A 26,153-nucleotide genomic window follows, 5' to 3' on the forward strand; every position below is an offset into this window, starting at 1 on the left:
TTCCGGTGGCGGGTTCTCCACAGATTGGGGGATGATCTCCCGTCCACAGGGTGGGGACTGTCGAGTTATCCGGAACGTGTCCACAGGCCGAGCTGTTGACAGGTCATCACCCCAGGTCAAGCCCTTGTGGATTTGTTGGCAACCATCATCCACAGGCTGTGGATGAAATCTTCGTCCACAGGAGGTCCCGAAAGTTGTCCACCGGCTACCCACAGGGGGCCGCCGGTTGCCCACAGCTTCTCCACACTGCTGTCCACTGTTCGGCAACCAAACACCCCCGCTCACCGGGCCGAGTGAAAGCGGTCACACCAAGGGAGACGTTTGGGCTGTGGGGAACCTGGGGAAAGCTGGGGACAGCGCTGGGGAGAACTCCCCATGGCCTGTGTACCGGGTGTGCAGAACTTTTCGGTGTCCACAGAGAGCCCTGGTTTTCCACGGGTTCCACCCACAGGGTCGGTGGACAAAAAACTGGGCCTGACCTGCGAAAACGACGTTATCCACCGTTTCCACAGGCCCTACTACTACTCCCACTTAGAGTTAGCTAGGAATCCGCTTCGAAGTGGGGCCTGTGCACAACTCGCCGCCGGAGCTCCGGCACGCTCTCGTCGCGACTTGACCCCGAGCAGCACCGAGTGTCGGCGGCGTACGTCAGACTGGTTCCCGCAGTCGACGAAGAGCCAGCAACAAGCAGGAGGCGGTTCCGGTGAAGATCCGGGTGGAGCGCGACGTACTTGCCGAGGCGGTGGCCTGGGTGGCCCGCAGCCTCCCGGCCCGTCCGCCGGCTCCCGTGCTCGCAGGCCTTCTCCTGAAGGCCGAGGACGGCGCGCTGAGCTTCTCGAGCTTCGACTACGAGGTCTCGGCGCGTGTCTCCGTCGAGGCCGAGGTCGAGGAGGACGGCACCGTCCTGGTCTCCGGCCGACTGCTCGCCGACATCTGCCGCGCCCTCCCCAACCGTCCGGTGGAGATTTCCACAGACGGTGTACGGGCGACCGTGGTCTGCGGCTCCTCCCGCTTCACCCTCCACACCCTGCCTGTGGAGGAGTACCCGGCCCTGCCGGAGATGCCCACCGCGACCGGCACCGTCCCCGGTGAGGTCTTCGCCTCCGCCGCCGCGCAGGTGGCCATCGCCGCCGGCCGTGACGACACGCTGCCCGTCCTCACCGGTGTGCGCATCGAGATCGAGGGCGACACGGTCACCCTGGCCTCCACCGACCGCTACCGCTTCGCGGTCCGCGAGTTCCTGTGGAAGCCGGAGTCCCCGGACGCCTCCGCGGTCGCCCTGGTGCCCGCGAAGACCCTCCTGGACACCGCGAAGGCGCTCACGAGCGGCGACACGGTCACCCTGGCGCTCTCGGGCTCCGGCAAGGGCGAGGGCCTGATCGGCTTCGAGGGCGCGGGCCGCCGCACCACCACCCGGCTGCTCGAGGGCGACCTGCCGAAGTACCGCACGCTCTTCCCCACCGAGTTCAACTCGGTCGCGGTGATCGAGACGGCGCCCTTCGTCGAGGCCGTCAAGCGCGTGGCCCTGGTCGCCGAGCGCAACACCCCGGTCCGGCTGAGCTTCGAGCAGGGCGTGCTGATCCTCGAAGCCGGCTCCAGCGACGACGCACAGGCTGTGGAGCGTGTGGACGCGCAGCTGGAGGGCGACGACATCTCGATCGCCTTCAACCCGACCTTCCTCCTGGACGGCCTGAGCGCGATCGACTCCCCGGTCGCCCAGCTCTCCTTCACGACCTCCACCAAGCCGGCGCTGCTCAGCGGCAAGCCGGCCCTGGACGCCGAGGCGGACGAGGCCTACAAGTACCTGATCATGCCGGTTCGTCTGTCCGGTTGATCCCAGGTCGGGGGGTCCGGGGGTCGCCCCCCGGGAAGACCCAGCCGGGGCATCGCCTGAGCGGCTGACCCCACAGGTGTGCGCACGGGTCCGGGCGTAGGCTCGGACCCGGGTAAACCGCACACGACGCTTAAGGAATCTCTGATGGAGCTCGGTCTCGTCGGTCTCGGCAAGATGGGCGGCAACATGCGCGAGCGCATCCGCCGCGCAGGCCACACCGTCATCGGATACGACCGCAACCCGGACCTCGCCGATGTCCACAGCCTCGAAGAGCTTGTGGGCAAGCTCAAGGGTCCGCGCGTCGTGTGGGTCATGGTGCCGGCCGGTGCCGCGACCCAGTCCACGATCGACGAGCTGGCCGACCTGCTCTCCCCCGGCGACATCGTCGTGGACGGCGGGAACTCCCGCTGGACCGACGACGAGAAGCACGCCGAGGAGCTCGCGGCCAAGGGCATCGGCTTCGTCGACTGCGGCGTCTCCGGTGGCGTCTGGGGCCTGGAGAACGGCTACGCGCTGATGTACGGCGGTTCCGCCGAGGACGTGGCGAAGGTCCAGCCGATCTTCGACGCGCTCAAGCCCGAGGGCGAGTTCGGCTCGGTCCACGCGGGCAAGGTCGGCGCCGGCCACTTCGCGAAGATGGTCCACAACGGCATCGAGTACGCGATGATGCAGGCCTACGCCGAGGGCTGGGAGCTCCTGGAGAAGGTCGACTCCGTCACCGACGTGCGCGAGGTCTTCCGCTCCTGGCAGGAGGGCACGGTCATCCGTTCCTGGCTGCTGGACCTCGCGGTGAACGCGCTGGACGAGGACGAGCACCTGGACCAGCTGCGCGGCTACGCGTCGGACTCCGGCGAGGGCCGGTGGACCGTCGAGGCCGCCATCGACAACGCCGTACCGCTGCCGGCGATCACCGCGTCGCTGTTCGCGCGGTTCGCCTCGCGGCAGGACGACTCCCCGCAGATGAAGATGATCGCCGCGCTGCGCAACCAGTTCGGTGGCCACGCGGTCGAGACGAAGAAGTAATCCACAGGCTGTGCACCCCGCGGTGCACAGCCGCCGGGGGAAGAAGGTCGGCGCCCACCATGCACGTCACGCATCTGTCGCTGGCCGACTTCCGCTCGTACGCCCGGGTCGAGGTTCCGCTCGACCCGGGCGTCACCGCGTTCGTGGGCGCGAACGGCCAGGGCAAGACGAATCTCGTCGAGGCCGTCGGCTATCTCGCGACCCTCGGCAGCCATCGCGTCGCCTCGGACGCCCCGCTGGTGCGGATGGGCGCCGAGCGCGCGGTCATCCGGGCCGCCGTCACCCAGGGCGAGCGCTCCCAGCTGATCGAGCTCGAGCTCAATCCCGGCCGGGCCAACCGCGCCCGTATCAACAGGTCCTCGCAGGTCAGACCGCGTGACGTGCTGGGGATCGTACGGACCGTGCTGTTCGCTCCGGAGGACCTTGCCCTGGTGAAGGGCGATCCCGGCGAGCGGCGGCGCTTCCTCGACGAGCTGATCACGGCGCGCACACCGCGGATGGCGGGCGTGCGCTCCGACTACGAGCGGGTGCTCAAGCAGCGCAACACGCTCCTGAAGTCGGCGGCGATGGCCCGGCGGCACGGCGGCCGCGGCATGGACCTGTCCACGCTCGACGTCTGGGACCAGCACCTCGCGCGGGCCGGGGCGGAGCTGCTCGCGCAGCGCCTCGACCTCATCCACACCCTGCAGCCGCTCGCCGACAAGGCGTACGAGCAGCTGGCGCCGGGCGGCGGACCGATTCTGCTGGAGTACCGCCCCTCCGCGCCGGGCGCCGGGCTCACCCGCGAGGAGCTGTACGAGCAGCTGATCGCCGCGCTCGCCGAGGTCCGCAAGCAGGAGATCGAGCGAGGCGTCACCCTCGTCGGACCGCACCGCGACGAGCTGCTTCTCAAGCTCGGGGACCTGCCCGCGAAGGGGTACGCGAGCCACGGCGAGTCCTGGTCGTACGCGCTGGCGCTGCGGCTCGCCTCGTACGACCTGCTGCGCTCCGAGGGCAACGAGCCGGTCCTCGTCCTCGACGACGTCTTCGCCGAGCTGGACGCGCGCCGGCGGGAGCGGCTCGCGGAGCTGGTGGCGGGCGGCGAGCAGGTGCTGGTGACGGCGGCGGTGGACGACGACGTGCCGGGGGTCCTCGCGGGGACGCGGTACGAGGTGGCCGGCGGGGCGGTGGAGCGGGTATGAGCGAGCAGCCGTCACTCGGGGCCGGGGCGCCGGAGCAGCCGGAGGGACCCAAGGTCCCCGAGGCCTCGGGCATCGACCTGGCGCGGGTCGCGCTGCGCGCGGCCAAGGAGCAGGCGAAGGCGCGGGGCGCCGCCGCCCAGCAGAAGAACCAGGCCCGGCGCGGGGGCGGGCTGCGCTCCGGCGCGCGCGCCGACGGGCGCGACCCGATGGCGCTCGGTGCGGCGATCAACCGGCTGATCACCGAGCGCGGGTGGGAGACCCCCGCGGCGGTCGGCGGGGTCATGGGGCGCTGGCCGCAGATCGTCGGCGAGGACCTGGCGAAGCACTGCGTACCGCTGAAGTTCGACGACGAGCCGGACGCGCGGGTGCTGACCGTGCAGTGCGACTCGACGGCGTGGGCGACGCAGCTGCGGCTGCTCGCGCCGCGGCTGGTGGCTCGGTTGAACGAGGACCTGGGGCACGGGACCGTGCGGGTCATCAAGGTGCTGGGGCCGGGGGCGCCGCGGCGGGGATACGGGCCGCTCAGGGCGCCCGGCAGCGTCGGGCCCGGGGACACGTACGGGTAAGAGTGACGGGGCGGGGCCTCGGGGTGCGGGTCCGGGCGAAGGGCGCCGCACTGGTCGCGGTGTGCCCACCCTCCCCTGAACAGGGACCCCCGGCCCCGGCGAACGCATGCCTGCGGCGAGTGCGGAACGCATGCCCACAACGGGTGCGGAACGCAGCCCACCGCGGGGGGCGGAGCACCTGCCCACTGGCCGTCACATCCCGAAGCGCTAGGTGGCCGTCAGAGGCCTCTGAAGCCCCTATCCGGATATGGGGAGTCGTCTTGGGTCCGCTCAGGGCGGCACATGCGGACTCAGGGACCGGCAAACCCCCATGAGTGTCGGCGCTACCGGTAGACTGGGAGACAATCCCGCCACCCTGCGGAACATGTCGAACGACGCAGCCGCTCCCGTATGCCCGGAGAACGGCCTGTGCTGTGCCAGAAAGGGCGCTTCGTGGCCGATTCCGGCGACCCCAACGAGAACAACCAGTACACCGCCAGCAACATCCAGGTCCTCGAAGGCCTGGATGCCGTGCGCAAGCGCCCTGGCATGTACATCGGCTCGACCGGCGAGCGCGGTCTGCACCACATGGTGCAGGAGGTCGTCGACAACTCGGTCGACGAAGCCCTGGCCGGCCACGCCGACACCATCGACGTGACGATCCTGGCCGACGGCGCCGTGCGCGTCGTCGACAACGGCCGTGGCATCCCCGTGGGCATCGTGGCCTCCGAGGGCAAGCCGGCCGTCGAGGTCGTGCTGACCGTGCTCCACGCGGGCGGCAAGTTCGGCGGCGGCGGTTACGCCGTCTCCGGCGGTCTGCACGGTGTCGGTGTGTCGGTCGTGAACGCCCTGTCCACCAAGGTCTCCGTCGAGATCCGGACGGACGGCCACCGCTGGACGCAGGACTACAAGATGGGCGCCCCGACCGCCCCTCTCGAACAGCACGAGGCGACCGCGGAGACCGGCACGTCGGTCACCTTCTGGGCCGACCCCGACATCTTCGAGACCACCGAGTACTCCTTCGAGACGCTCTCGCGGCGCTTCCAGGAGATGGCCTTCCTCAACAAGGGCCTGACGATCACGCTCACCGACGAGCGCGAGTCCGCGAAGGCGACCGTCGGTGCCGACGACCCGGACGCCGAGGCGGCCGCCGAGCCGGCCGCGCGCACGGTGAAGTACCACTACGAGGGCGGCATCGTCGACTTCGTGAAGTACCTCAACTCGCGCAAGGGCGAGCTGATCCACCCCACCGTGATCGACCTGGAGGCGGAGGACAAGGACAAGGCCCTGTCCCTCGAGGTCGCGATGCAGTGGAACAGCGGCTACAGCGAGGGCGTGTACTCCTTCGCCAACATCATCCACACCCACGAGGGCGGCACGCACGAGGAGGGCTTCCGTGCGGCGCTGACCTCGCTGATCAACAAGTACGCGCGCGACAAGAAGCTGCTCCGCGAGAAGGACGACAACCTCACGGGCGACGACATCCGCGAGGGTCTGACGGCGATCATCTCGGTCAAGCTGAGCGAGCCGCAGTTCGAGGGCCAGACCAAGACCAAGCTGGGCAACACGGAGGCGAAGACCTTCGTCCAGAAGGCGGTCTACGAGCACCTCAACGACTGGCTCGACCGCAACCCGGTCGAGGCCGCGGACATCATCCGCAAGTCGATCCAGGCCGCCACCGCGCGCGTCGCCGCCCGCAAGGCGCGCGACCTGACCCGCCGCAAGGGCCTGCTGGAGTCGGCGTCGCTGCCGGGCAAGCTGTCCGACTGCCAGTCGAACGACCCGACCAAGTGCGAGATCTTCATCGTCGAGGGTGACTCCGCCGGCGGCTCGGCCAAGTCCGGCCGTAACCCGATGTACCAGGCCATCCTGCCGATCCGCGGCAAGATCCTGAACGTCGAGAAGGCCCGGATCGACAAGATCCTGCAGAACACCGAGGTCCAGGCCCTGATCTCGGCCTTCGGCACCGGAGTCCACGAGGACTTCGACATCGAGAAGCTCCGCTATCACAAGATCATTCTGATGGCGGACGCCGACGTCGACGGTCAGCACATCAACACCCTGCTGCTGACCTTCCTCTTCCGCTTCATGCGCCCGCTGGTCGAGGCCGGTCACGTCTACCTCTCGCGCCCGCCGCTCTACAAGATCAAGTGGGGCCGGGACGACTTCGAGTACGCGTACTCGGACCGCGAGCGGGACGCCCTCGTCGCGCTCGGCAAGCAGAACGGCAAGCGGATCAAGGAAGACTCGATCCAGCGCTTCAAGGGCCTCGGCGAGATGAACGCCGAGGAGCTGCGCGTCACGACCATGGACGTCGAGCACCGCGTGCTCGGCCAGGTCACCCTGGACGACGCGGCGCAGGCCGACGACCTGTTCTCGGTGCTGATGGGTGAAGACGTCGAGGCACGGCGCTCGTTCATCCAGCGCAACGCCAAGGACGTTCGCTTCCTCGACATCTGAGTCGGCCTCAGCTGACCGTACGAAAGGACTGACGACCAGCAATGGCCGACGAAATCACTCCCGGCACCACCGAAGAGCAGGAGCCTGTGCTGCGGATCGAGCCCGTCGGGCTCGAGACCGAGATGCAGCGCTCGTACCTCGACTACGCGATGTCCGTCATCGTGTCCCGCGCGCTGCCCGACGTACGGGACGGCCTCAAGCCCGTCCACCGGCGCGTGCTGTACGCGATGTACGACGGCGGCTACCGGCCCGAGAAGGGCTTCTACAAGTGCGCCCGCGTCGTCGGTGACGTCATGGGTACGTACCACCCCCACGGCGACTCCTCGATCTACGACGCGCTCGTCCGTCTCGCCCAGCACTGGTCGATGCGGATGCCGCTCGTCGACTCCAACGGCAACTTCGGTTCCCCGGGCAACGACCCGGCCGCCGCCATGCGGTACACCGAGTGCAAGATGATGCCGCTGGCCATGGAGATGCTCCGGGACATCGACGAGGAGACCGTCGACTTCCAGGACAACTACGACGGCCGCAACCAGGAGCCGACGGTCCTCCCGGCCCGGTTCCCGAACCTGCTGGTCAACGGCTCGGCCGGTATCGCCGTCGGTATGGCCACCAACATCCCGCCGCACAACCTGCGCGAGGTCGCGGCCGGCGCCCAGTGGGCGCTGGAGCACCCCGAGGCCACGCACGAGGAGCTCCTCGACGCGCTGATCGAGCGGATCAAGGGCCCGGACTTCCCGACCGGCGCGCTCGTCGTCGGCCGCAAGGGCATCGAGGAGGCGTACCGCACCGGCCGTGGCTCGATCACGATGCGCGCGGTCGTCGAGGTCGAGGAGATCCAGAACCGCCAGTGCCTGGTGGTCACGGAGCTTCCGTACCAGACCAACCCGGACAACCTCGCGCAGAAGATCGCCGACCTCGTGAAGGACGGCAAGGTCGGCGGCATCGCCGACGTCCGCGACGAGACCTCGTCCCGCACCGGTCAGCGCCTCGTCATCGTGCTCAAGCGCGATGCCGTCGCCAAGGTCGTGCTGAACAACCTCTACAAGCACACCGACCTGCAGACGAACTTCGGCGCGAACATGCTGGCGCTCGTCGACGGCGTGCCCCGCACCCTCTCGCTCGACGCGTTCATCCGCCACTGGGTGACGCACCAGATCGAGGTCATCGTCCGCCGGACGAAGTTCCGGCTGCGGAAGGCCGAGGAGCGCGCCCACATCCTGCGCGGTCTGCTCAAGGCGCTCGACGCGATCGACGAGGTCATCGCGCTGATCCGCCGCAGCGACACGGTCGAGGTCGCGCGCGCGGGCCTGATGGACCTGCTCCAGATCGACGAGATCCAGGCCAACGCGATCCTGGAGATGCAGCTCCGCCGGCTCGCCGCCCTGGAGCGCCAGAAGATCGTCGCCGAGCACGACGAACTCCAGGCCAAGATCAACGAGTACAACGCGATCCTGGCCTCGCCGGAGCGCCAGCGGTCGATCGTCAGCGAGGAACTCGCGGCGCTCGTCGAGCGGTTCGGCGACGACCGCCGGTCCAAGCTCGTGCCCTTCGACGGTGACATGTCCATCGAGGACCTGATCGCCGAGGAGGACATCGTCGTCACGATCTCCCGCGGCGGCTACGTGAAGCGGACGAAGACCGAGGACTACCGCTCGCAGAAGCGCGGCGGCAAGGGCGTGCGCGGGACGAAGCTGAAGCAGGACGACATCGTCGACCACTTCTTCGTCTCCACCACCCACCACTGGCTGCTCTTCTTCACCAACAAGGGCCGGGTCTACCGGGCCAAGGCGTACGAGCTGCCGGACGCCGGCCGGGACGCGCGCGGCCAGCACGTGGCCAACCTGCTCGCCTTCCAGCCGGACGAGCAGATCGCGCAGATCCTGGCGATCCGCGACTACGACGCCGCGCCCTACCTGGTGCTCGCCACCAAGGCCGGCCTGGTGAAGAAGACCGCGCTGAAGGACTACGACTCGCCCCGCTCGGGCGGTGTCATCGCCATCAACCTGCGCGAGCGCGAGGACGGCAGCGACGACGAGCTGATCGGGGCCGAGCTGGTCTCGTCCGAGGACGATCTGCTCCTCGTCAGCAAGAAGGCGCAGTCGATCCGCTTCACGGCCACGGACGACGCTCTCCGCCCGATGGGACGTGCCACCTCGGGCGTCAAGGGCATGAGTTTCCGAGCGGACGACGAACTGCTCTCGATGAATGTCGTCCGGCCCGGTACGTTCGTCTTCACCGCGACCGACGGCGGGTACGCGAAGCGCACCCCCGTCGACGAGTACCGCGTCCAGGGCCGTGGCGGCCTCGGCATCAAGGCCGCCAAGATCGTGGAGGACCGCGGCTCGCTCGTGGGCGCGCTGGTGGTCGAGGGGACCGACGAGATCCTCGCCATCACGCTGTCCGGCGGTGTGATTCGTACGCGAGTCAACGAAGTCAGGGAGACCGGCCGTGACACCATGGGCGTCCAGCTGATCAACCTGGGCAAGCGCGATGCCGTCGTCGGCATCGCACGGAACGCCGAGGCCGGCAGCGACGACGACGACGTCGACGACGTGGACGGCGTGGACGATGCCGAGGGCGCCATCGAGGCGACCGAGGCCGCGGTGGTCGAGACCGCAGTGGTCGAGGCCGAGGCAGTCGAGGGCACGGAGCCCTCGGCCGGGGAGCACGAGGAGTAAGAGCGTGAGTGGAGCCACGGGCGCCGGATCGGCGGCCGCCGGAGCTTCTGCTGGTGCTGGAGCGAACGGCGCCCGTGGCTCCGCCACGGACTCCCAGGGGGTTGCGGTGACGGATACCCGGGGGCAGCAGCCCTCGTACGAGACCTACAGCGGGCCGCTGCCCGGCGAGCGCGCGGGTGCGCAGCAGCCGGGCGGCCCGTACCACCCGCCGCAGGCGTACGGCGCTCCGGCGCCGGGCGCCCAGGCGGGCGGGACGCTGGGCGGCCAGACGGGCGCCGGAGCCGTGCGCCGGCCGCGTACGGGGGCACGCACCACGCCCCGTACGCGCAAGGCGCGGCTGCGGGTGGCCAAGGCCGACCCGTGGTCGGTGATGAAGGTGAGCTTCCTGCTCTCCATCGCGCTGGGCATCTGCACGGTCGTCGCGGCGGCGGTGCTGTGGATGGTCATGGACGCCATGGGCGTCTTCTCGACGGTCGGCGGCACGATCAGCGAGGCCACGGGCTCGAACGAGTCCAACGGCTTCGACCTGCAGTCGTTCCTGTCGCTGCCGCGGGTGCTGATGTTCACCTCGGTGATCGCCGTCATCGACGTGGTCCTGATGACCGCTCTGGCGACGCTGGGCGCGTTCATCTACAACCTGTCGGCCGGCTTCGTCGGCGGCGTGGAGCTCACGCTCGCCGAGGACGAGTAGGGCGAACGGGGGCCGGGCCGGAACCGATTTTGGGACTGGCCCCCACGTGCGCTAATCTTCAGGAGTCAGCGCGCGGGACACACACCGCAAAGCGCGGCGGGGCTATAGCTCAGTTGGTTAGAGCGCATCCCTGATAAGGATGAGGCCACAGGTTCAAATCCTGTTAGCCCCACAGTGAAGATCGACCCGGACGGTTCCTCCGTCCGGGTCGATTTCGTTTGTCCGGGCAAGACGGGGGCGCGTCGGGGGTTTGAAACTCGTACAGGTCACCGATCGGTATCGGTCGATGTGTAGAGTGGGCGTCAGAAGTCTCCTACGTCAACGAAAGACGAGGTCGCGCGGTGAAGAAGCTTCTCCTGGTCGCACTGGCCGCCATCGGCGGGCTCCTCGTGTACCGCCAGATCCAGGCGGATCGCGCCGAGCAGGATCTGTGGACGGAGGCGACCGACTCCGTGCCCGCAGGTTCGGGTGTCTGAGACGAAATTCGTCTGTGGGTGAAGCCCCGGCCGCGCGTGAGCGGGCCGGGGCTTTGCTTTGCCTGAGCGAACAAATTGCTTGCTTGAGTAAAGGGGAGAAGCGCGTGAAGACGCAGGCCGGCATCGGACGCATGGGCCGGGGGGCAGCGGCTCTGATCGTGGCGGTCGCCACTGTGGGCGCGGTGGCGGCGCTGCCGGGCCAGGCACGGGCTGCCGACGGGGGCGCCCTCCCGCCGTACGCCTTCGACGGTACGGCCCCGCGCGTCAAGGGCGCCGCTTCGAGCTCGGACGCGGCGCAGCTGAAGGTCGGGCAGACCTACCGGGACACGCTGAAGAAGGACGGCAAGGTCTACTACCGCGTCGACCTCGACGACAAGCTCAACAGCTACGTCTCCGTCGTCGCCGTGCCGAAGCCCGGGGGCAAGGTCGAGTACGGCGACGGTTTCAAGGTGAGCATGCAGGACGGCTCCGGCACCGACTGCGGCTACCAGCAGGTGTCGTTCTCCTCGGCCGAGTACGCGCGCCCGCTCGCCGGGTACGCCCGCCGCATCGTCGACAAGGAGAGCTCCACCTGTCAGAAGGCGGGTGCCTTCTACGTGCTCGTCGAGCGCACCTCGAAGCCGACCTCGGCCTCGGACGACTGGGAGCTGGAGATCCGGCACCTGTCCGAGCCGGCCCTGAAGAAGGCCGGTCCGACCGAGCTTCCCGAGGCCTGGTCCTCCGCCACGCCCCCGCCGCCGGCGGGCGGCCCGCAGAAGCGGCAGGGCGGCGCCGGCTTCCACGACGCCGTCTCGCTGACGCAGGGCGAGTGGCGGTCCGACATCCGGCCCGGACAGACGCTCTTCTACCGGGTGCCCGTCGACTGGGGGCAGCAGCTCTTCGCCACCGCCGAGCTCGGCAGCAGCACCGCAGGGGACGAGTACGTCGGCAACGCGCTGGTCCTCTCCCTCGACAATCCGGCGCTCGGTCACGTCGACGAGAGCACCGGGAGCTACGACGGGAAGCAGACGACGCTCGCGCTCGACCCGCAGCGGCCGGTGGCGCACGAGAACCGCACCTCGTACAACGACGCGGCGAACGGCATGCGGTTCGCCGGCTGGTACTACCTGTCGGCCACGCTCAGCCCCGAGATCGCCAAGGAGTTCGAGGACAAGCCGGTGCCGCTGACGCTGCGGGTGAACGTCACGGGGAACGCGAAGCCCGGGCCCGGGTACGACGGCGACCCCGGGCCGTTCGCGGTGACCGCCGGCGACAAGGAGGCGGCGGCGAACGGCGCGAGCGGCGCGCGGGCGGCGGAGGGGAACGACTCCATGCGGCTCCTCGCGGTGGCCGGGATCGGCACCGGGACCGCGCTGCTGCTCGGGCTCGGCGCGTGGACGCTCATGGCGCGGCGGCGGGCGGCTTAGGGGCGATTCGGTGTCGCGCCTGGGCCCCTTGGGGTCAGGTGGGCCCTTGGGGTCAGCGGGCCCCTCGGGCTCAGCGGGCCCCTCGGGCTCAGGTCTGGGCGAGGGCCCAGAAGCCGACCGCGAGGCAGATCAGGGCGAGCAGCAGGACCGGGACCGTCACCTTCGGGGGCGGTCCCGGTCGGCGTACGGGGGTCAGGGGCGCGGTCCCGGGGGCGTACACCGGTGCCGTGTGCTGATCGGGAACCTGAACGGGTCGAGCGGTGTATGGATGAGTAGGGGCCTGTCCGTACGGCCCCGCGGCCGTGGGGGCCTGGTCGAAGGAGGGGGTCGGGTGCGTGACCGGCGGGGGCAGGTGGAAGCTGCCCGTCTCGGAGGGGTTCGGCACCGGGCCGTGGGCCGCCGCAGGCACGGGCTGCTGGTGCTGGGGCTGGTACGGGGGCTGTGCCGGGTGCTGTTGGGGCGGTACGGGCGTGGCGGGCGTCGGTGCGGCGTCGGTGACGGTGGGCGCGCCGAGCGGGCCGGGGACGGCGCCGGGGGCGGCCGGTCCACCGGGGCCGGCGGGGCCTGTCGGGCCCTGGGGGCCGAAGCCGGACGGCAGGGGGCCGATCTGGTCGAAGATCTCGACAGGCGGCTCGTCGGGACGCGGCTCGGGCAGCATCTCGGCGGCGGCGTCGAGGGCCTTGCGCGCGCCCGTGGCCGACCGGAAGCGGGCCTGCGGATCGGGCTGGAGCAGCCCGGCGAGCACCTGCCACAGCGGCTCCGGAATGCCTTCGGGGGCGCTCGGTGTGCCGTACGTGAGGAAGTGCGTGACGAGGGCCTGGGAGTCCGGGCTGCGTCCCTGGAGCAGATAGAGCGCGACCAGGCCGACGGCGAACAGGTCGGCCGTGAAGTCGGGCTCCGCGCCGAGGAGTTGCTCGGGAGCGAAGTAACCGGGCGTGCCGATCACGTAGTTGGTCTCGGTGAGCCGGGGCTCGCCCTTGCGCATGGAGATGCCGAAATCGGACAGCCGCAGGTGCGGCCGCCCGGTTCCGGTGACGTCCAGAAGGATGTTGGCGGGCTTGATGTCCCGGTGCACGACCCCCTCCGCGTGCACCGTGGCCAGACCCGAGAGCAGCTGGTCGAGCAGGGTGCACACGAAGCGGGGCGGCAGCGGGCCGTAGTCCCCGACGACGTGCGCCAGCGAGCCGCCGGCGACCAGGTCCATGGTGAAGAGGACCTTGTCGTCGTCGGCGGCCCAGCTGGCCGGGGCGAGGACGTGCGGATGGTCGATCCGCATCGCCTGCTCACGGACGAAGCGGAGCAGCGTGTGGGCGTCGCTCTGCTGGAGCACCTTGGCCGCCACGTAGCGGCGGCGCCGGTGGTCCCAGGCACGCCACACCGCGCCCGCCCCGCCCCGTCCGATCGGGTCGATCAGCTCGTACCGACCAGCGAAGACCTCACCCATCGCGCTGCGCACGCTCCCCGTCGTGTCGTGTCCCCGCGGTACCGGCCGAGCGCCGGTCCCGCGTCAGTTCTGGTGCGACTCGTAGTGCGCGACCGCGTCCGCGGTGCGCCCCGCGCCGTACACCCGGAGGAACTCTGCCAGTTCCGGGTGCGCCGGGGCGAGGGAGTCCGCCGCGTCGATGATGTCGCCCGCGGCCGCCACGGACCGCAGCAGGGACTGGATCTCGCGGACCACGCGGCGCACGGTCGGCGCGCCGGAGCCGGTGGTGGGCTGGGCCGTGCTGGTGAGGACGGAGCCGCCCTGGGACTTCTTGACCTCGTCCATCCGGTCGGTGGCCTCGGCGGCGCTGACGCTGCCGTCGGCGACCTGGACGGCGAGCTCCTGGAGGGCCTGGACGCGCTGGACGACGGCCGGGTTGCCGATCTTGGCCCGCTGGCCGCTCATCAACTGGGACAGCATGGGCGCGGAGAGCCCGAGCACGGCCGCGAGCCTGGCCTGATTGAGCCCGAGATCGTCGATCAGCCGACGGAAGAGCGCCCCCAACGGCTCCCCGTACCAACTGCGCTGAAGCTCTCTGGCTCTTGCCGTGGCTTCCTGCTGCGCTGCGTCCATTACTTCTCCCCATCCCTTAGGTTCGCCACTGCGAACCTCGATCAGCATCTTACGGAGAGTGGTCGTTGACCGGGAGTCCCTATCCTTTTGCCGGACATGGGGGGAGACCCGGTACGCTGTTCTCGTTCCGGGGCCTTAGCTCAGTTGGTAGAGCGCTGTCTTTGCATGGCAGATGTCAGGGGTTCGACTCCCCTAGGCTCCACGTGATGCACCCCCTTGATCTGCGGAAACGCGATCCAGGGGGTGCTTTTTCGTGCCGTTTCACGGAGAGGCCCTGGGAGGGTCAGTACGCCTCGGGGGAGAGCTCCCGCAGGACCGCCTCGGCCGCCGTCCGGTGCTCGGCGGCGCCGGCCGGGTCCGTCTCGTCGAGCACGACCGCGATCCCTTCGTGGGCCAGCGCCTCCGCGTGCCGGTTGCCCAGCCTCGGAGCCAGCTCCAGGGCCTGCCGGTGCAGCCGCAGGGCCTCGTCCGGGAGGCCCGCGAGCCGACAGGTCTCGGCGTAACCGTCCAGGAAGTGGATCTTCCAGTGCTCCTCGAAGACCTCGTCGAGCAGCGCGAACGCCTCCCGGTGACTGGCCAGGGCCTCCTCGTACCGGCCCATCTGCCGTAGCGCGACCCCCCGGCAGTTCAGGCACCACGCCTGGTTGTGGAGGTGCCCGTCGTCACGGGCCACCGCCAGCGCCCGCCCCAGGTGCTCCACCGCCTCCTCGGGCCGCTCGGGCGCGACGGCCATGCCGAGGGTGATCCGGGCGGTCAGCGCGGGCGGCCACGTGGGCTCGGTGTGGGGGATGCCCAGCACATCCCGGGCCCGTCGCGCCGCCTCCTCCCGCCGGCCCAGCTGGAGCATCGCCCAGGCCTCCGACGCGGCCGCGTGGGCCGCGCCCGTCGGGCTGCCGGCCTGCTCGTACAGCTTCCCCGCCAGCCGGAACAGGTCGAGCGGCTCCTCGACGTGGCCCGCGTCCCAGCTCAGATAGCCGCGGCGCAGGGCCAGTTCGGCCTCCGCCCGGGTGTCCCCCGCACGGGCGGCCTCACGTCCCGCCGCCTCGTACGAGGCGGTGGCCTCCGCCATCCGGCCCGCGTTGTACCGCGCGAAGCCCAGGTCGCTGTGCGCCTCGGCCAGCTGCAGCGGATCCCCCAGGCGCTCGGCGGCGGCCAGCGACCGCTCGAAGAGGTAGTTGAGGTGGGACGTGCCGCAGCGGCGGGCGAAGTACGCCCGGAGGAAGCGCGGCAGCTCGCACACGTGCGTGTCGGCGCCGACGGCGGCGGCCGTCTCGAAGGCGGCCAGGAGGTTCCCGTACTCCGTCACGAGCCAGGTGAAGGCCGCGTTCTTGTCCGCGAACCGTGGCAGCGCGGCCGGGGCCACGCCGGCGGAGGCCGGGCGGCCGGGCGCCAGATACGGCATCGCGGCGTCGGCCGCCGCCGTCGCGTGGACGTAGTAGTCGAGTACGCGGTGGAGGGCGCGCTCCCGCTCGGGCGCCGCGTCCTGCTCCGCCACGGCCCGGCGCGCGTGCTGGTGCACCAGGTCGTGCAGCCGGTAGCGGCCCGGCGTCGGCTCCTGGACGAGGTGAGCGTCCAGCAGGTCCTCCAGGGACGCCCGCGCCTCGCGCAGCGGAAGGTCCGCGAGCGCCGCCACCACGTACGCGTCGAAGGACTCCCCCGGCAGCAGGCCGAGCTGCCGGAACAGCCGGGCCCGGGCGCGGTCGAGCTGCCGTACCGACATGGCGAACGCCGCACCGAACTCGGCGTCGACCTCGCTCTCGCCCTCGCTCGCCCCCTCGGCCATCCGCTCGACGAGGATCCCCACGGTCCAGCCCGGCCGGTGCCGCAGCCGGGCCGCGGCCAGCCGCAGGGCCAGCGGCAGCCGGCCGCAGAGCCGCAGCACCTCGGCGGCGGACTCCGGATCGCGCGCGAGCCTGCTGTCGGGCCCGCCCGGGTCGCCGCTGGCCCGGGCGAGCAGCTCCGCGCTCTCCTCCGGGCTCAGCACGTCGAGCGAGACCGGCGGCACCTCGTCCAGGCCGAGGAGGCGGTTGCGGCTCGTGATCAGGGCGACGGAGGGACCGGCGCCGGGCAGCAGCGGGCGGACCTGCTCGGCGTCGGCGGCGTTGTCGAGGACCACGACGACCCGGCGGCGCGCCAGCTCCGACCGCCAGCAGGCGGCCAGCTCCTCGACGCCCTCGCGCGGGACCTTCTCGGACGGGACGTCGAGCGCGGCGAGCAGCATCCGCAGTGCCGAGTCGGGGTCGAGCGGCGGCCGGCCCTCGGTGAAGCCGTGCAGGTCCACGTAGAGCTGGGCGTCCGGGAAGTCGGCGGCGAGCCGGTGCGCCGCGTGCACCGCGAGACAGGACTTGCCCACGCCCGCCATTCCGTCGACGGACACCGCCCGGTGGCTCTCGACGGCGGCGAACACGGCGGCGAGCCGCTCCTCGCGGCCGGTGAAGTCGGGCACGTCGCGGGGGAGGTCGTTGCGGGGCAGCGGCCGGATCTGCCGGCTGCTCTTCGGAGGCGCGGGCAGCGGGTTCGAGGTCCGCTCCCACAGGGGCCGCAGGGGGCGGGGGTCCCGCTTCACCAGGCGGCACAGGGCGACCACCGCGGGCCAGGGCGGCACGGTCACGCCGTTGAGGTAGCGCGAGAGCGACGAGGAGCTGAGGCCGGTGTCCCGGGCGAGGGCCCGGACGCCGAGCCCGGACAGCTCGTGGAGCAGGCGCAGCCGGGCGGCCAGCTCCTCCTGCAGGTCGGATCCTTCCCGGGGTGCCCCTGCGGCTCCTCCCGTGCCTCTGCCCTGCGAGTCGGCCGGTCGTACGTCCATGGGTCCCCCGTCTTCGCGTCCTGCTGCGGTGGTGCCGTGTTGCTGCGCTCGTCCCGTGTTGCGGTGGTGCTGTGTCGCCGTCCCGTTCGGGGCGAAGTCTTCCGAGCCAACTCGCCGCAGGTCAAGGCTGCTTCACCTGTCCCACGGTGTCCCACCGCGATGGCCGCGGCGAGCGGAACGGGCTGTCATGGAGTCACGCCCCGAGGGAACGGGGCACCGACCCGGAAGAGGTGAAGAGGTGCGGAGCGAGATGCGGTCCCGTATGCAGAACCCCGTCGCCGTGCTGCCCGCCGCGATGCGGCCCGTCCAGGAGCTCCTCGCCGCCGTGCGCTCCGGTGGCGTGGACGGACAGACGCTGGAGCTAGTCCACCTGCGGGTCAGCCAGATCAACGGCTGCGCCGCCTGTGTCGACGGCGGCGCCAGGACGGCCCGTGCGGCCGGCGTGAGCGACGAGCGGCTGGCCGCGGTCGCCGCCTGGCGCGAGGCCCCGTACTTCACGGCGGCGGAGCGGGCGGCCCTCGGGCTCGCCGAGGCCGCGACGCGGCTGGCCGACCGGCCCGACGCGGTGAGCGACGAAGTCTGGGACACGGCCGCCACCTACTACGACGAGAAGCAGCTCGCCGCGATCATCCTCATGGTCGGCGTCACCAACCTGTTCAACCGGCTCAACGCCACGACCCGGCAGATCGCCGGCGCGTGGGGCTGACGCTCCTTCACCTCCGTTCTCGACAGCCCCCATTCGTATCTGCAGACAGAGAAGGAACTCGCCATGACGAACACGCAGAAGTCCACCAAGACGACCGCCAAGACGACCGCCAAGACGACCGCCAAGACGACCGCCAAGGCGACGGCCGAGGCCGAGACGAAGGCCGAGACCAAGGCCGAGGCGTTCACCGCCGAGGAGCGGAGCGCGATGAAGGAGCGTGCCAAGGAGGTCAGGGCGTCCGCGCGCCGTGGATCGCGCGCCGACAAGGCGGCGGAGGAGGAGGCGGCCGTGGTCGCGAAGATCGCCGAGATGCAGGACTCGGACCGGGTCATGGCCGAGCGCATCCACGCCGTGGTCAAGGAGAGCGCCCCCGAGCTCGCGCCGAAGCTCTGGTACGGCATGCCCGCCTACGCCAAGGACGGCAAGGTCGTCTGCTTCTTCCAGAGCGCGCAGAAGTTCAACGCGCGGTACGCGACCTTCGGCTTCAACGACGTGGCGAACCTCGACGACGGCACGATGTGGCCGGCCGCTTTCGCCCTGAAGGAGCTGTCCGCCGCCGACGAGACGCGGATCGCCGAGCTGGTGAAGAAGGCCGTGAGCTGAGGGAATCGGACCAGGTCGGTGGTGGCCACTGATCCGTCCGGGTGGTGTTCATCGGAAGAACTGCGCGGCGGCGGCGTCGTTCCGCGGGAATCGCGGGCCGCATCCACATCATGTGGAAAGTACGTAAAGCGCGCAACTCGAAATGAACCATCCGAGAACGTCACGAAAGTGAGGGGCCATGGCCACCGCCAAGGTCAAGCAGTTCTGGACCGCCTTCATCTCCGTCCTCTTCGCCCTGCTCGCCTCCGTCGGCCTGGCGAGCACCGCCGCCGCGGCCCAGCAGCCCGCCGTGCAGCAGCCCGAGGAGCCGGCCGGCTCCGCCGCCACCGCCGCGGTCCCCGCCACCGGGGAGCGCACCCACGCCTCCGTACCGGCACAGCGGACGCATCGGTGGCCCCTCGCCGGTGACCGCTCCCTGCCGCCCACCATCAAGCAGCGCATCGGCGCCGAGGCCCACGGTTCCTCCCCTTCGGTCCGCCACCGCCACGCGGGTGGTTCGGCCGAGAGCGACCCGGTCGCGCTGACGGAGCTGGCGCTCGCGGCGACGGCGCCGGCGGCGGGCGCGTAGGACGCGGGGAGCCGACGTACGCGCACTCCCCGCGCCCTGTGAAACCGCGAGACCCTCAGAACCCGAAGCCCCACCGACAGACCGAGATGCTCCACCGGCGGACCGTGAAGCTCTGCCGACAGAACCCGAAGCCCCACCGGCGGACCACGAAGCTCTGCCGACAGTCCAAGAAGCCCCACCGGCGGACCGTGAAGCTCTGCCGACAGAACCCGAAGCCCCACCGGCGGACCACGAAGCTCTGCCGACAGTCCGACAAGCTCCACCGACAGACCATGAAGCTTCAGCTACGAAGCACGAAGTTCCTTCGACCGGACCGCAGTGGTCAGCGACGCTCGTCGCGCTCCGCGGCATCGGCATCGGCTTCCGCTTCGGCCTCGGCTTCGGCCTCGATCTCGGCCTCTGCCTGGATCTCGGCCTCGTTCTCCTTGAACTCCACCTCCGGATCGAGGAACCCCCCATTGCCGTCGACGGACGACGACGCGGAACCCTCGCCCACCTCGGTGGGAGCCGGCGGCTCGACCAGCCAGTCGGGATTGGCCTGCTTGTCCCACCACTTCCAAGCGGCGAAAGCGCCGCCGACCACCAAGCCGAGGACCACGAGTCCCTTGGCGAGGCGACCGGCCCTGGCCCGCCGCTCGTGCTTCTTCACGATCTTCTGGATTTCCTTCGGCGTCACCTGCCCGCGCAGCGCGGCCCAGGCGGCGGTGGAACGCGACCCGGCCTCCTCAAGGACGGGACCGGTCGCGGCGACCGCGTGCTCGACACGCGGAACGGTGTAGTCGGCCGCCTGACGGGCGGCTGAGCGGGTCACGTCCGCCGCGCGTTGCGCGGCCGCGTCGACCCGTGGCGGTACGTGCGGTGCGACATACGAGTCGTACTGCGTTCGCGCCTGTGCTCGGGCCTGCTGAGCGGCCCTGGAGACCTTCGGCGCGATCCGCACCTTCGCCTCGTGCGCGTAGTACGTGGCCTGGTCCCTGGCTGTTTCGGCGTACGGCGCCACCACTTCCGCGGCGTGCAGGACGCTCTCCTTCGCCGAATCTGACGCGGCGCGCACGCTGTCCATGCGGGTCACGGGATTCCTCCTCCTCGGTGGCGACGATGTCGGTTTTTCACCTTTCCATCCTTTTCGGAATCATGCCCCTCGGATCGAAGTCCGGCATGCGGGGCGGGCATCCGGGGCATGCGAGGATCGGTGGTCACGCAGAGACAGACGCGATACGACAACGACACGACACATGTGGACGGAAGGCGACCGTGGCCGAGCAGCTGTACGCGATCCTCAAGACCAGCCTGGGTGACATCGAGGTCCGGCTGATGCCGTTCCACGCCCCGAAGACGGTGCGCAACTTCGTCGAACTCGCCTCCGGCGAGCGCGAGTGGACGCATCCCGCCACCGGCAAGGTCTCCTCGGACCCGCTCTACGACGGCACGGCCTTCCACCGGGTCATCAAGGGCTTCATGATCCAGGGCGGCGACCCGCTGGGTAACGGCACGGGCGGCCCCGGATACGAGTTCGCCGACGAGTTCCACCCGGAGCTCTTCTTCGACCGTCCCTACCTGCTGGCCATGGCCAACGCCGGCCCGGGCACCAACGGCTCGCAGTTCTTCGTCACGGTCGGCGCCGCGACCTGGCTGAACCGCAAGCACACCATCTTCGGCGAGGTCGCGGGCCTGGAGAGCCGGAAGGTCGTGGACGCGATCGCGGCGGTCGCGACCGACCCGCACACCGAGCGCCCGCTCCAGGACGTGGTGATCGACTCCGTGGTGATCGAGAAGCGCTGAGGCGGACATGACGGAAGGGACGGAAGGGAAAGAACCTCTCATGGACCCGCAGTCCGGCCTGCCCCGCTGCTACCGCCACCCGGAGGCCGAGACCGGTATCCGCTGCGCCCGCTGCGACAAGCCCATCTGCCCGCAGTGCATGATCTCCGCCTCGGTCGGTTTCCAGTGCCCCGACTGTGTGCGCAACGGTTCGGGGACCGGCCACGCCGCCGGCGCCAACCAGCCCCGGACGCTCGTGGGCGGCCGGGTGGCGACCGACGACCGCCTGGTCACCAAGTTCCTGATCGGGATCAACCTCGCGGTGTACCTGTTGGTCCTGGTGTTCGGGGAGCGGCTCGTCGCCGAGCTCGAGCTCATCGGCTACGCCTACAGCCCGCAGCTCGGCGAGGTGATCGGGGTCGCGGACGGCGAGTGGTACCGCCTGCTGACCGCGACCGTCCTCCACCAGGAGGTCTGGCACATCCTCTTCAACGTGCTGGGACTGTGGGTGATCGGCGGGATCGTCGAGCCCGAGCTCGGCCGGGTCCGGTACGCGGCCCTGTGCCTGCTCGCCGGGCTCTCGGGCTCCGTGCTCGCCTATCTCGTCGCCGCGCAGAACCAGCCCTCGCTGGGTGCCTCCGGCGTCGTCTACGGTCTCATCGGCGCCTGGGTCGTGCTGGCCCGCCACAAGCGGCACGACATGCGGCCGGTGGTCCTCTTCGTGGCGCTGTCGCTGCTCATGACGTTCACCCGTCCGGGGATCTCCTGGGAGGCGCACGTCGGCGGTCTCGTCGCGGGCGTCCTGGTGACGTACGCACTGGTGCACGCCCCGAGGGCGCGCAGGGACCTCGTGCAGTACGGGGCCTGTGGACTGGTGCTCCTGCTCGACCTGGGGCTCGTACTCGCCCGATCCACTGCGCTCACCTGAGCGCAGGGGGCTGTGGAAGAGCTCTTTCCCGAGCTTTCCCCAGAGTTATCCACAGTGCGTGGCGGATCGGCCCGGAGTGCTGGGGAAAGACCGCGCCCCTCGCCTCTGACCTGGTGTTTCTCCAGGGAGGCGAGGGGCGTACTGCGTACCTCGGCAGGGGATCGCGCCTGTGAAAGCGGTCATACCGGCGTCAACGTCGTGCGAGTTATCCACAGATCTTCGTAAGTTATCCAGTGCTGTGCACAACGCTGTGGATAAGTTCAGGGGAGAGCTTGACGAGCCGCCGGTCCAGCCGATATCTCGCGGGTCGCGAGGGCTACTTCCACTGCGTGGAGACGCCGAACCCCGCAGCGATGAAGCCGAAGCCCACCACGATGTTCACGTTGCCGATCGACTTGATCGGCAACGAACCGTCGGTGACGTAGAAGAGCACGATCCACACCAGCCCGATGGCGAACAGCGCCAGCATCACGGGGGCCACCCAGCTGCTGTTCGACAGCTTGATGTTGGTGGCCTGCTTGGCGGGCGTAGGCGTGAAGTCGGCCTTCTTGCGGATACGTGACTTCGGCACGAGGGACTCTCCTGTCGATGCGCTGCGTGACCGCGCAGGGAACTGTGGGCGGCGCCGGGATGTGACGTAGGAGGAAGACTGCGTCCCCCGGGCGTCCGTTAGCGTAGTGGTTCCGCGGCACCGAAGGGGATCAGGGTACGTTGAGCAATTCCGCCGACACTCCCGCAGGGCCGGGCCGCACCACGAGGTGGCGCCCCGTCCGGGTGCTGACCCTTGCCGTCTTCGCCCTCGCCGGACTGATCTTCGTGACGAGTTTCAACACGGCCAAGGGCACAAACATCCGCACGGATGCCTCTCTTCTCAGGCTCTCAGACCTGATCGAGGAGCGCAGCCACAAGAACGCCGGGCTCGACGAGTCCACCTCGGCGCTCCGCTCCCAGGTCGACGGCCTCGCCGCCCGCGACGACGGTTCCACCCGTGCGGAGGACGCGAAGCTCGACGCCCTCGAAGCGACCGCGGGCACCAAGGAGGTCTCCGGCTCGGGCCTCACCGTCACCCTCGACGACGCCCCGCCGAACGCCCAGGCCGCCCCCGGCTACCCCGAGCCGCAGGCCAACGACCTCGTCATCCACCAGCAGGACCTCCAGGCCGTCGTCAACGCCCTGTGGCAGGGCGGCGCCGAGGGCATCCGCGTCATGGACCAGCGGCTCATCTCCACCAGTGCCGTGCGCTGCGTCGGCAACACCCTGATCCTCCAGGGCCGCGTCTACTCGCCGCCGTACAAGATCACGGCCGTCGGCGACCGAGGGAAGCTGAGCAGGGCGCTCAACGACTCCCCGGCCATCCAGAACTACCAGCTGTACGTCAAGGCGTACGGGCTCGGCTGGAAAGTCGACGACCACAAGGCGGTGACTCTGCCCGGCTACTCGGGCACAGTGGACCTCCACTACGCGAAGCCGGTGAGCTGACCGGAGGACTTGCGGGGAGGGGCGCGTGCGCGGTGTCCGTCTCGTCGTGCGCACCTTCAGCGAGCTGTGCCTGACCGTCGGCACCCTGATCGTCCTCTTCGTCGTGTACGTCCTGTACTGGACCGGTGTCCAGGCCCAGAGCGCGAGCGCCGGCCAGATCGACACCCTCCAGCGGGAGTGGGTGAACAACCCGGCCACGGCCCCGGCCACCACTCCGGCCACGACTCCGCCCGGGGACCCGGCCGGGGACCCGGCCGCGGGTTCCCCGGCACCGGCCACCGCCCCCGAGGCCGAGCCGTACGCCCCCGGCAAGGGGATCGCCGTCATGTACGTCCCCCGGCTCGGCAAGGACTGGAAGTGGCCCGTCCTCGAAGGCACCGGCCCGGGCGTCCTGAAGAAGGGCCTCGGGCACTACGCGGCCACCGCGCGGCTCGGCGCGACCGGCAACTTCGCCGTCGCCGGCCACCGCCGCACGTACGGCGACCCCTTCAAGGACTTCCCGCGACTGCGACCCGGCGACGCGGTCGTCCTCACCGACGGGACGACCTGGTTCACGTACCGCGTCGACCGCGGCCCCTACCGGACCCTGCCCACCGACGTCGGGGTCGTCGCCCCCGTACCGAAGCCCCTCAGGAAGAACGCGGCCGGCTACGACGGGCCCGGCCGCTACCTCACCCTCACCACCTGCGAGCCCGAGTGGGGCAGCAGCCACCGGCTGATCGTCTGGGCACACCTCGACACCACGCAGCCGGTGGCCGACGGTCGTCCACAGGCTTTGGACAGCTGACCCTCTACGGCCCCCTCGCCCCGTACTCTGGTCCCCGTAACGAACGGAAGGGGCGGTCGACGGCATGTACGGCTGGATCTGGAGGCATCTGCCGGGCAACGCGTGGGTGCGGGCACTGATCTCGATCGTGCTGGTGCTCGCGGTGGTCTACGCCCTCTTCCAGTACGTGTTCCCCTGGGCGGAGCCGCTGCTTCCGTTCAACGATGTGACGGTGGACGGCCAGTGAGCGCGCGAATTCTCGTCGTCGACAACTACGACAGCTTCGTCTTCAACCTCGTTCAGTACCTCTACCAGCTCGGCGCCGAGTGCGAAGTCCGCCGCAACGACGAGGTCGAGCTGAGCCACGCACAGGACGGCTTCGACGGCGTCCTGTTGTCGCCCGGGCCCGGCGGGCCCGAGCAGGCCGGGGTCTGCATCGAGATGGTCCGGCACTGCGCCGACACCGGTGTGCCCGTCTTCGGCGTCTGCCTCGGCATGCAGTCGATGGCCGTGGCGTACGGCGGCGTCGTCGACCGCGCGCCCGAGCTGCTGCACGGCAAGACCTCCCCCGTCACGCACGAGGGGAAGGGCGTCTTCGCGGGCCTGCCCTCGCCGTTCACCGCGACCCGCTACCACTCGCTGGCCGCCGAGCCCGCCGCCCTGCCGGCCGAGCTGGAGGTCACCGCGCGGACCGAGGACGGCATCATCATGGGGCTGCGCCACCGTGAGCTGCCGGTCGAAGGGGTCCAGTTCCATCCGGAGTCGGTCCTCACCGAGCACGGCCACCTCATGCTCGCCAACTGGCTTGAGCAGTGCGGCGACAAGGGGGCGGTCGGCCGGTCGGCGGGGCTCGCGCCGGTGGTGGGCAAGGCCGTCGCGTGACGACGGGCTCGCCGTGGTTCCGGGAATCGGGAGTCCCCGAGCCGGAGCCGATACCCGTGGACCCGTACGGGCACGGGGAGCAGCCACAGCCTCACGACCCGACGGCGTACGAGCAGACGACATACGGACAGCCGGCGTACGAGCCGACCGCGTACGAGGCGACCCCATACGAGCCGGCCCCATACGAGCCGGCCGCGTACGGGCAGACGGCATACGAGCAGACGGCATACGAGCCCGTCTACGAGGCGCCGACCGCACCCGCGTACGAGGCGCCGACCGCACCCGCGTACGAGGCTCCGTACGATCCTCGACCGGCGTACGACGCCCAGCCCGCCTACGAGGCGCCGCACGAGCCCGCGTACGCCTCGTACGCGCCCGAGGAGACCCCGCAACAGGTCCCACCGGCCCCACGGGACGAGACGGTGGCCCTGCGGGCCGTGGAGACGCCTCCGGGGCCCGGACGGGCCGAGCGGCGCCGAGCGGCCAAGGGCCGCGGCAGCGCCCCCACAGCCACTGCCGGGGCCGCTGGGACCGCCGCGACGGCCGGGGCCGGGTCGCGCCCCCTCTCCCGGGTGGAGGCCCGCCGCGCCGCGCGCGCGGCCAAGGAGAGCGTCGGCGTCGTCGCCAGCCGGATCATCGGGGAACTCTTCATCACCTTCGGCGTCGTCATGCTGCTCTTCGTCACCTACCAGCTGTGGTGGACGAACGTCCTCGCCGGCCAGGAGACCGACCGCGCCAAGGAGCAGATCGAGGACACCTGGGCGAAGGGCCGTGACAGCGGCGAGGACGACAAGCCGGAGGCCTTCGAGCCCGGCCAGGGCTTCGCCATCATGTACATCCCCAAGCTCGACGTCGTCGTGCCCATCGCCGAGGGCATCAACAAGACCAAGGTCCTCGACAAGGGCATGGTCGGCCACTACGCCGACGGCAAGCTCAAGACGGCCATGCCGTCCGACAAGCAGGGCAACTTCGCCGTCGCCGGCCACCGCAACACCCACGGCGAGCCGTTCCGGTACGTCAACCAGCTCAAGCCCGGGGACCCGATCGTCGTCGAGACCCAGGACGCGTACTACACCTACGAGATGGCGAGCATCCTGCCCCAGACCGCTCCGTCGAACGTCTCGGTGATCGACCCGGTCCCGAAGGGATCCGGCTTCACCAAGCCCGGCCGGTACATCACGCTGACCACGTGCACGCCCGAGTTCACCAGCACGTACCGCATGATCGTCTGGGGCAAGCTGGTCGAGGAACGCCCGCGCAGCAAGGGAAAGCCCAAGGCCCTCGTAGGGTGAGACCCCACA

Annotated in this window: 24 protein-coding genes and 2 tRNA genes; 21 read left to right on the forward strand and 5 right to left on the reverse strand. The window is 70.3% G+C overall.

Annotation, left to right across the window (positions count from 1 at the left end; translation table 11 throughout):
- Positions 1-703: 703 nt before the first annotated feature.
- From dnaN to SGA01_RS25455, 10 genes are all read left to right on the forward strand, one after another.
- Positions 704-1,834 carry a DNA polymerase III subunit beta gene (gene dnaN, locus SGA01_RS25410; protein WP_015034855.1) on the forward strand — a complete coding sequence of 377 codons (1,131 nt, stop codon included), beginning with the start codon at positions 704-706 and terminating at the stop codon, positions 1,832-1,834.
- A 144-nt stretch (positions 1,835-1,978) separates the two neighbouring features.
- On the forward strand, positions 1,979-2,857 hold the full coding sequence (gnd, locus tag SGA01_RS25415; protein ID WP_141298773.1) for a phosphogluconate dehydrogenase (NAD(+)-dependent, decarboxylating): 879 nt from the start codon (positions 1,979-1,981) through the stop codon (positions 2,855-2,857).
- A 59-nt stretch (positions 2,858-2,916) separates the two neighbouring features.
- On the forward strand, positions 2,917-4,038 hold the full coding sequence (gene recF / locus SGA01_RS25420; RefSeq protein ID WP_055642459.1) for a DNA replication/repair protein RecF: 1,122 nt from the start codon (positions 2,917-2,919) through the stop codon (positions 4,036-4,038).
- On the forward strand, positions 4,035-4,604 hold the full coding sequence (locus SGA01_RS25425) for a DciA family protein (RefSeq protein WP_141298775.1): 570 nt from the start codon (positions 4,035-4,037) through the stop codon (positions 4,602-4,604). Before recF ends, SGA01_RS25425 begins: the two co-directional genes overlap by 4 nt.
- Positions 4,605-5,012: 408 nt before the next feature.
- The gene (gene gyrB / locus SGA01_RS25430) at positions 5,013-7,043 is read left to right on the forward strand and encodes a DNA topoisomerase (ATP-hydrolyzing) subunit B (RefSeq protein ID WP_141298778.1); all 2,031 of its coding nucleotides are present in this window, start codon (positions 5,013-5,015) and stop codon (positions 7,041-7,043) included.
- Positions 7,044-7,084: 41 nt separating this feature from the next.
- Positions 7,085-9,724 (forward strand): DNA gyrase subunit A, encoded by a 2,640-nt coding sequence (gyrA, locus tag SGA01_RS25435; RefSeq protein WP_055642462.1) that lies wholly within the window; start codon positions 7,085-7,087, stop codon positions 9,722-9,724.
- Between the two features lie 106 nt (positions 9,725-9,830).
- On the forward strand, positions 9,831-10,415 hold the full coding sequence (locus SGA01_RS25440; RefSeq protein ID WP_055642463.1) for a DUF3566 domain-containing protein: 585 nt from the start codon (positions 9,831-9,833) through the stop codon (positions 10,413-10,415).
- A gap of 98 nt (positions 10,416-10,513) precedes the next feature.
- Positions 10,514-10,587, forward strand: a tRNA-Ile gene (locus SGA01_RS25445).
- 169 nt (positions 10,588-10,756) lie between these two features.
- Positions 10,757-10,891, forward strand: coding sequence for a DLW-39 family protein (locus SGA01_RS25450; protein WP_003958712.1), 135 nt, complete (start codon positions 10,757-10,759; stop codon positions 10,889-10,891).
- A gap of 104 nt (positions 10,892-10,995) precedes the next feature.
- Entirely contained in the window at positions 10,996-12,297 is a 1,302-nt protein-coding gene (locus tag SGA01_RS25455) for a hypothetical protein (RefSeq protein WP_174867481.1), read from the forward strand.
- 88 nt (positions 12,298-12,385) lie between these two features.
- On the opposite strand, the gene SGA01_RS25460 is transcribed toward SGA01_RS25455, so the two are convergent.
- Both SGA01_RS25460 and SGA01_RS25465 read right to left on the reverse strand, forming a co-directional pair.
- Complete coding sequence (locus SGA01_RS25460) at positions 12,386-13,741, reverse strand: serine/threonine-protein kinase (protein ID WP_141298861.1); 1,356 nt, start codon at positions 13,739-13,741, stop codon at positions 12,386-12,388.
- Positions 13,742-13,804: 63 nt separating this feature from the next.
- Positions 13,805-14,353 (reverse strand): helix-turn-helix domain-containing protein, encoded by a 549-nt coding sequence (locus SGA01_RS25465; RefSeq protein ID WP_141298780.1) that lies wholly within the window; start codon positions 14,351-14,353, stop codon positions 13,805-13,807.
- Positions 14,354-14,482: 129 nt separating this feature from the next.
- Between SGA01_RS25465 and SGA01_RS25470 the strand changes: the two genes are divergently transcribed.
- Positions 14,483-14,555, forward strand: a tRNA-Ala gene (locus SGA01_RS25470).
- A gap of 81 nt (positions 14,556-14,636) precedes the next feature.
- Here SGA01_RS25470 and SGA01_RS25475 read toward each other — a convergent pair.
- The gene (locus tag SGA01_RS25475; protein ID WP_141298782.1) at positions 14,637-17,159 is read right to left on the reverse strand and encodes an XRE family transcriptional regulator; all 2,523 of its coding nucleotides are present in this window, start codon (positions 17,157-17,159) and stop codon (positions 14,637-14,639) included.
- A gap of 250 nt (positions 17,160-17,409) precedes the next feature.
- On the opposite strand from SGA01_RS25475, the gene SGA01_RS25480 reads away from it, so the two are divergent.
- The 3 genes from SGA01_RS25480 to SGA01_RS25490 all read left to right on the forward strand — a co-directional run bounded on the left by SGA01_RS25480 (position 17,410) and on the right by SGA01_RS25490 (position 19,036).
- Complete coding sequence (locus tag SGA01_RS25480; RefSeq protein ID WP_141298784.1) at positions 17,410-17,865, forward strand: carboxymuconolactone decarboxylase family protein; 456 nt, start codon at positions 17,410-17,412, stop codon at positions 17,863-17,865.
- A gap of 207 nt (positions 17,866-18,072) precedes the next feature.
- On the forward strand, positions 18,073-18,468 hold the full coding sequence (locus SGA01_RS25485; protein ID WP_229918149.1) for an iron chaperone: 396 nt from the start codon (positions 18,073-18,075) through the stop codon (positions 18,466-18,468).
- Between the two features lie 178 nt (positions 18,469-18,646).
- Positions 18,647-19,036: a DUF6344 domain-containing protein gene (locus SGA01_RS25490; RefSeq protein ID WP_141298788.1), complete on the forward strand. Its 390-nt coding sequence runs from the start codon at positions 18,647-18,649 to the stop codon at positions 19,034-19,036.
- Positions 19,037-19,358: 322 nt separating this feature from the next.
- On the opposite strand, the gene SGA01_RS25495 is transcribed toward SGA01_RS25490, so the two are convergent.
- A complete protein-coding gene (locus SGA01_RS25495) occupies positions 19,359-20,108 on the reverse strand; it encodes a DUF5324 family protein (protein ID WP_141298790.1) in 750 nt (249 codons plus the stop codon).
- A gap of 182 nt (positions 20,109-20,290) precedes the next feature.
- On the opposite strand from SGA01_RS25495, the gene SGA01_RS25500 reads away from it, so the two are divergent.
- Together SGA01_RS25500 and SGA01_RS25505 are read left to right on the forward strand one after the other, a co-directional pair.
- A complete protein-coding gene (locus tag SGA01_RS25500) occupies positions 20,291-20,818 on the forward strand; it encodes a peptidylprolyl isomerase (RefSeq protein WP_055642470.1) in 528 nt (175 codons plus the stop codon).
- A gap of 40 nt (positions 20,819-20,858) precedes the next feature.
- Positions 20,859-21,725 carry a rhomboid family intramembrane serine protease gene (locus SGA01_RS25505; protein WP_141298792.1) on the forward strand — a complete coding sequence of 289 codons (867 nt, stop codon included), beginning with the start codon at positions 20,859-20,861 and terminating at the stop codon, positions 21,723-21,725.
- A 316-nt stretch (positions 21,726-22,041) separates the two neighbouring features.
- Here the strand turns inward: SGA01_RS25505 and crgA are convergent, their stop codons facing one another.
- Positions 22,042-22,296 carry a cell division protein CrgA gene (gene crgA / locus SGA01_RS25510; protein ID WP_055642472.1) on the reverse strand — a complete coding sequence of 85 codons (255 nt, stop codon included), beginning with the start codon at positions 22,294-22,296 and terminating at the stop codon, positions 22,042-22,044.
- A gap of 140 nt (positions 22,297-22,436) precedes the next feature.
- On the opposite strand from crgA, the gene SGA01_RS25515 reads away from it, so the two are divergent.
- From SGA01_RS25515 to SGA01_RS25535, 5 genes are all read left to right on the forward strand, one after another.
- Entirely contained in the window at positions 22,437-23,204 is a 768-nt protein-coding gene (locus SGA01_RS25515; protein WP_141298794.1) for a DUF881 domain-containing protein, read from the forward strand.
- A 25-nt stretch (positions 23,205-23,229) separates the two neighbouring features.
- Complete coding sequence (locus SGA01_RS25520) at positions 23,230-23,991, forward strand: class E sortase (protein ID WP_141298796.1); 762 nt, start codon at positions 23,230-23,232, stop codon at positions 23,989-23,991.
- A 64-nt stretch (positions 23,992-24,055) separates the two neighbouring features.
- Positions 24,056-24,217 carry a hypothetical protein gene (locus SGA01_RS25525; RefSeq protein ID WP_024760376.1) on the forward strand — a complete coding sequence of 54 codons (162 nt, stop codon included), beginning with the start codon at positions 24,056-24,058 and terminating at the stop codon, positions 24,215-24,217.
- Positions 24,214-24,852, forward strand: a complete 639-nt coding sequence (locus SGA01_RS25530) for an aminodeoxychorismate/anthranilate synthase component II (RefSeq protein ID WP_055642475.1) — start codon at positions 24,214-24,216, stop codon at positions 24,850-24,852. The genes SGA01_RS25525 and SGA01_RS25530 overlap by 4 nt, the downstream gene beginning before the upstream one ends.
- Positions 24,849-26,144: a class E sortase gene (locus SGA01_RS25535; RefSeq protein WP_141298798.1), complete on the forward strand. Its 1,296-nt coding sequence runs from the start codon at positions 24,849-24,851 to the stop codon at positions 26,142-26,144. Before SGA01_RS25530 ends, SGA01_RS25535 begins: the two co-directional genes overlap by 4 nt.
- The last annotated feature ends 9 nt before the right edge of the window (positions 26,145-26,153 follow it).

This window comes from Streptomyces gardneri, from assembly GCF_006539185.1.
GTDB lineage: Bacteria > Actinomycetota > Actinomycetes > Streptomycetales > Streptomycetaceae > Streptomyces > Streptomyces gardneri.

What these genes read in the sequence shown, in the direction of transcription:
- gnd (WP_141298773.1), top strand. Translation starts at nt 1,979, where the DNA reads ATGGAGCTCGGTCTCGTCGGTCTCGGCAAGATGGGCGGCAACATGCGC.
- recF (WP_055642459.1), top strand. Translation starts at nt 2,917, where the DNA reads ATGCACGTCACGCATCTGTCGCTGGCCGACTTCCGCTCGTACGCCCGG.
- SGA01_RS25425 (WP_141298775.1), top strand. Translation starts at nt 4,035, where the DNA reads ATGAGCGAGCAGCCGTCACTCGGGGCCGGGGCGCCGGAGCAGCCGGAG.
- gyrA (WP_055642462.1), top strand. Translation starts at nt 7,085, where the DNA reads ATGGCCGACGAAATCACTCCCGGCACCACCGAAGAGCAGGAGCCTGTG.
- SGA01_RS25460 (WP_141298861.1), bottom strand. Translation starts at nt 13,741, where the DNA reads ATGGGTGAGGTCTTCGCTGGTCGGTACGAGCTGATCGACCCGATCGGA.
- SGA01_RS25465 (WP_141298780.1), bottom strand. Translation starts at nt 14,353, where the DNA reads ATGGACGCAGCGCAGCAGGAAGCCACGGCAAGAGCCAGAGAGCTTCAG.
- SGA01_RS25475 (WP_141298782.1), bottom strand. Translation starts at nt 17,159, where the DNA reads ATGGACGTACGACCGGCCGACTCGCAGGGCAGAGGCACGGGAGGAGCC.
- SGA01_RS25480 (WP_141298784.1), top strand. Translation starts at nt 17,410, where the DNA reads ATGCGGTCCCGTATGCAGAACCCCGTCGCCGTGCTGCCCGCCGCGATG.
- SGA01_RS25485 (WP_229918149.1), top strand. Translation starts at nt 18,073, where the DNA reads ATGAAGGAGCGTGCCAAGGAGGTCAGGGCGTCCGCGCGCCGTGGATCG.
- SGA01_RS25490 (WP_141298788.1), top strand. Translation starts at nt 18,647, where the DNA reads ATGGCCACCGCCAAGGTCAAGCAGTTCTGGACCGCCTTCATCTCCGTC.
- SGA01_RS25505 (WP_141298792.1), top strand. Translation starts at nt 20,859, where the DNA reads ATGGACCCGCAGTCCGGCCTGCCCCGCTGCTACCGCCACCCGGAGGCC.
- SGA01_RS25525 (WP_024760376.1), top strand. Translation starts at nt 24,056, where the DNA reads ATGTACGGCTGGATCTGGAGGCATCTGCCGGGCAACGCGTGGGTGCGG.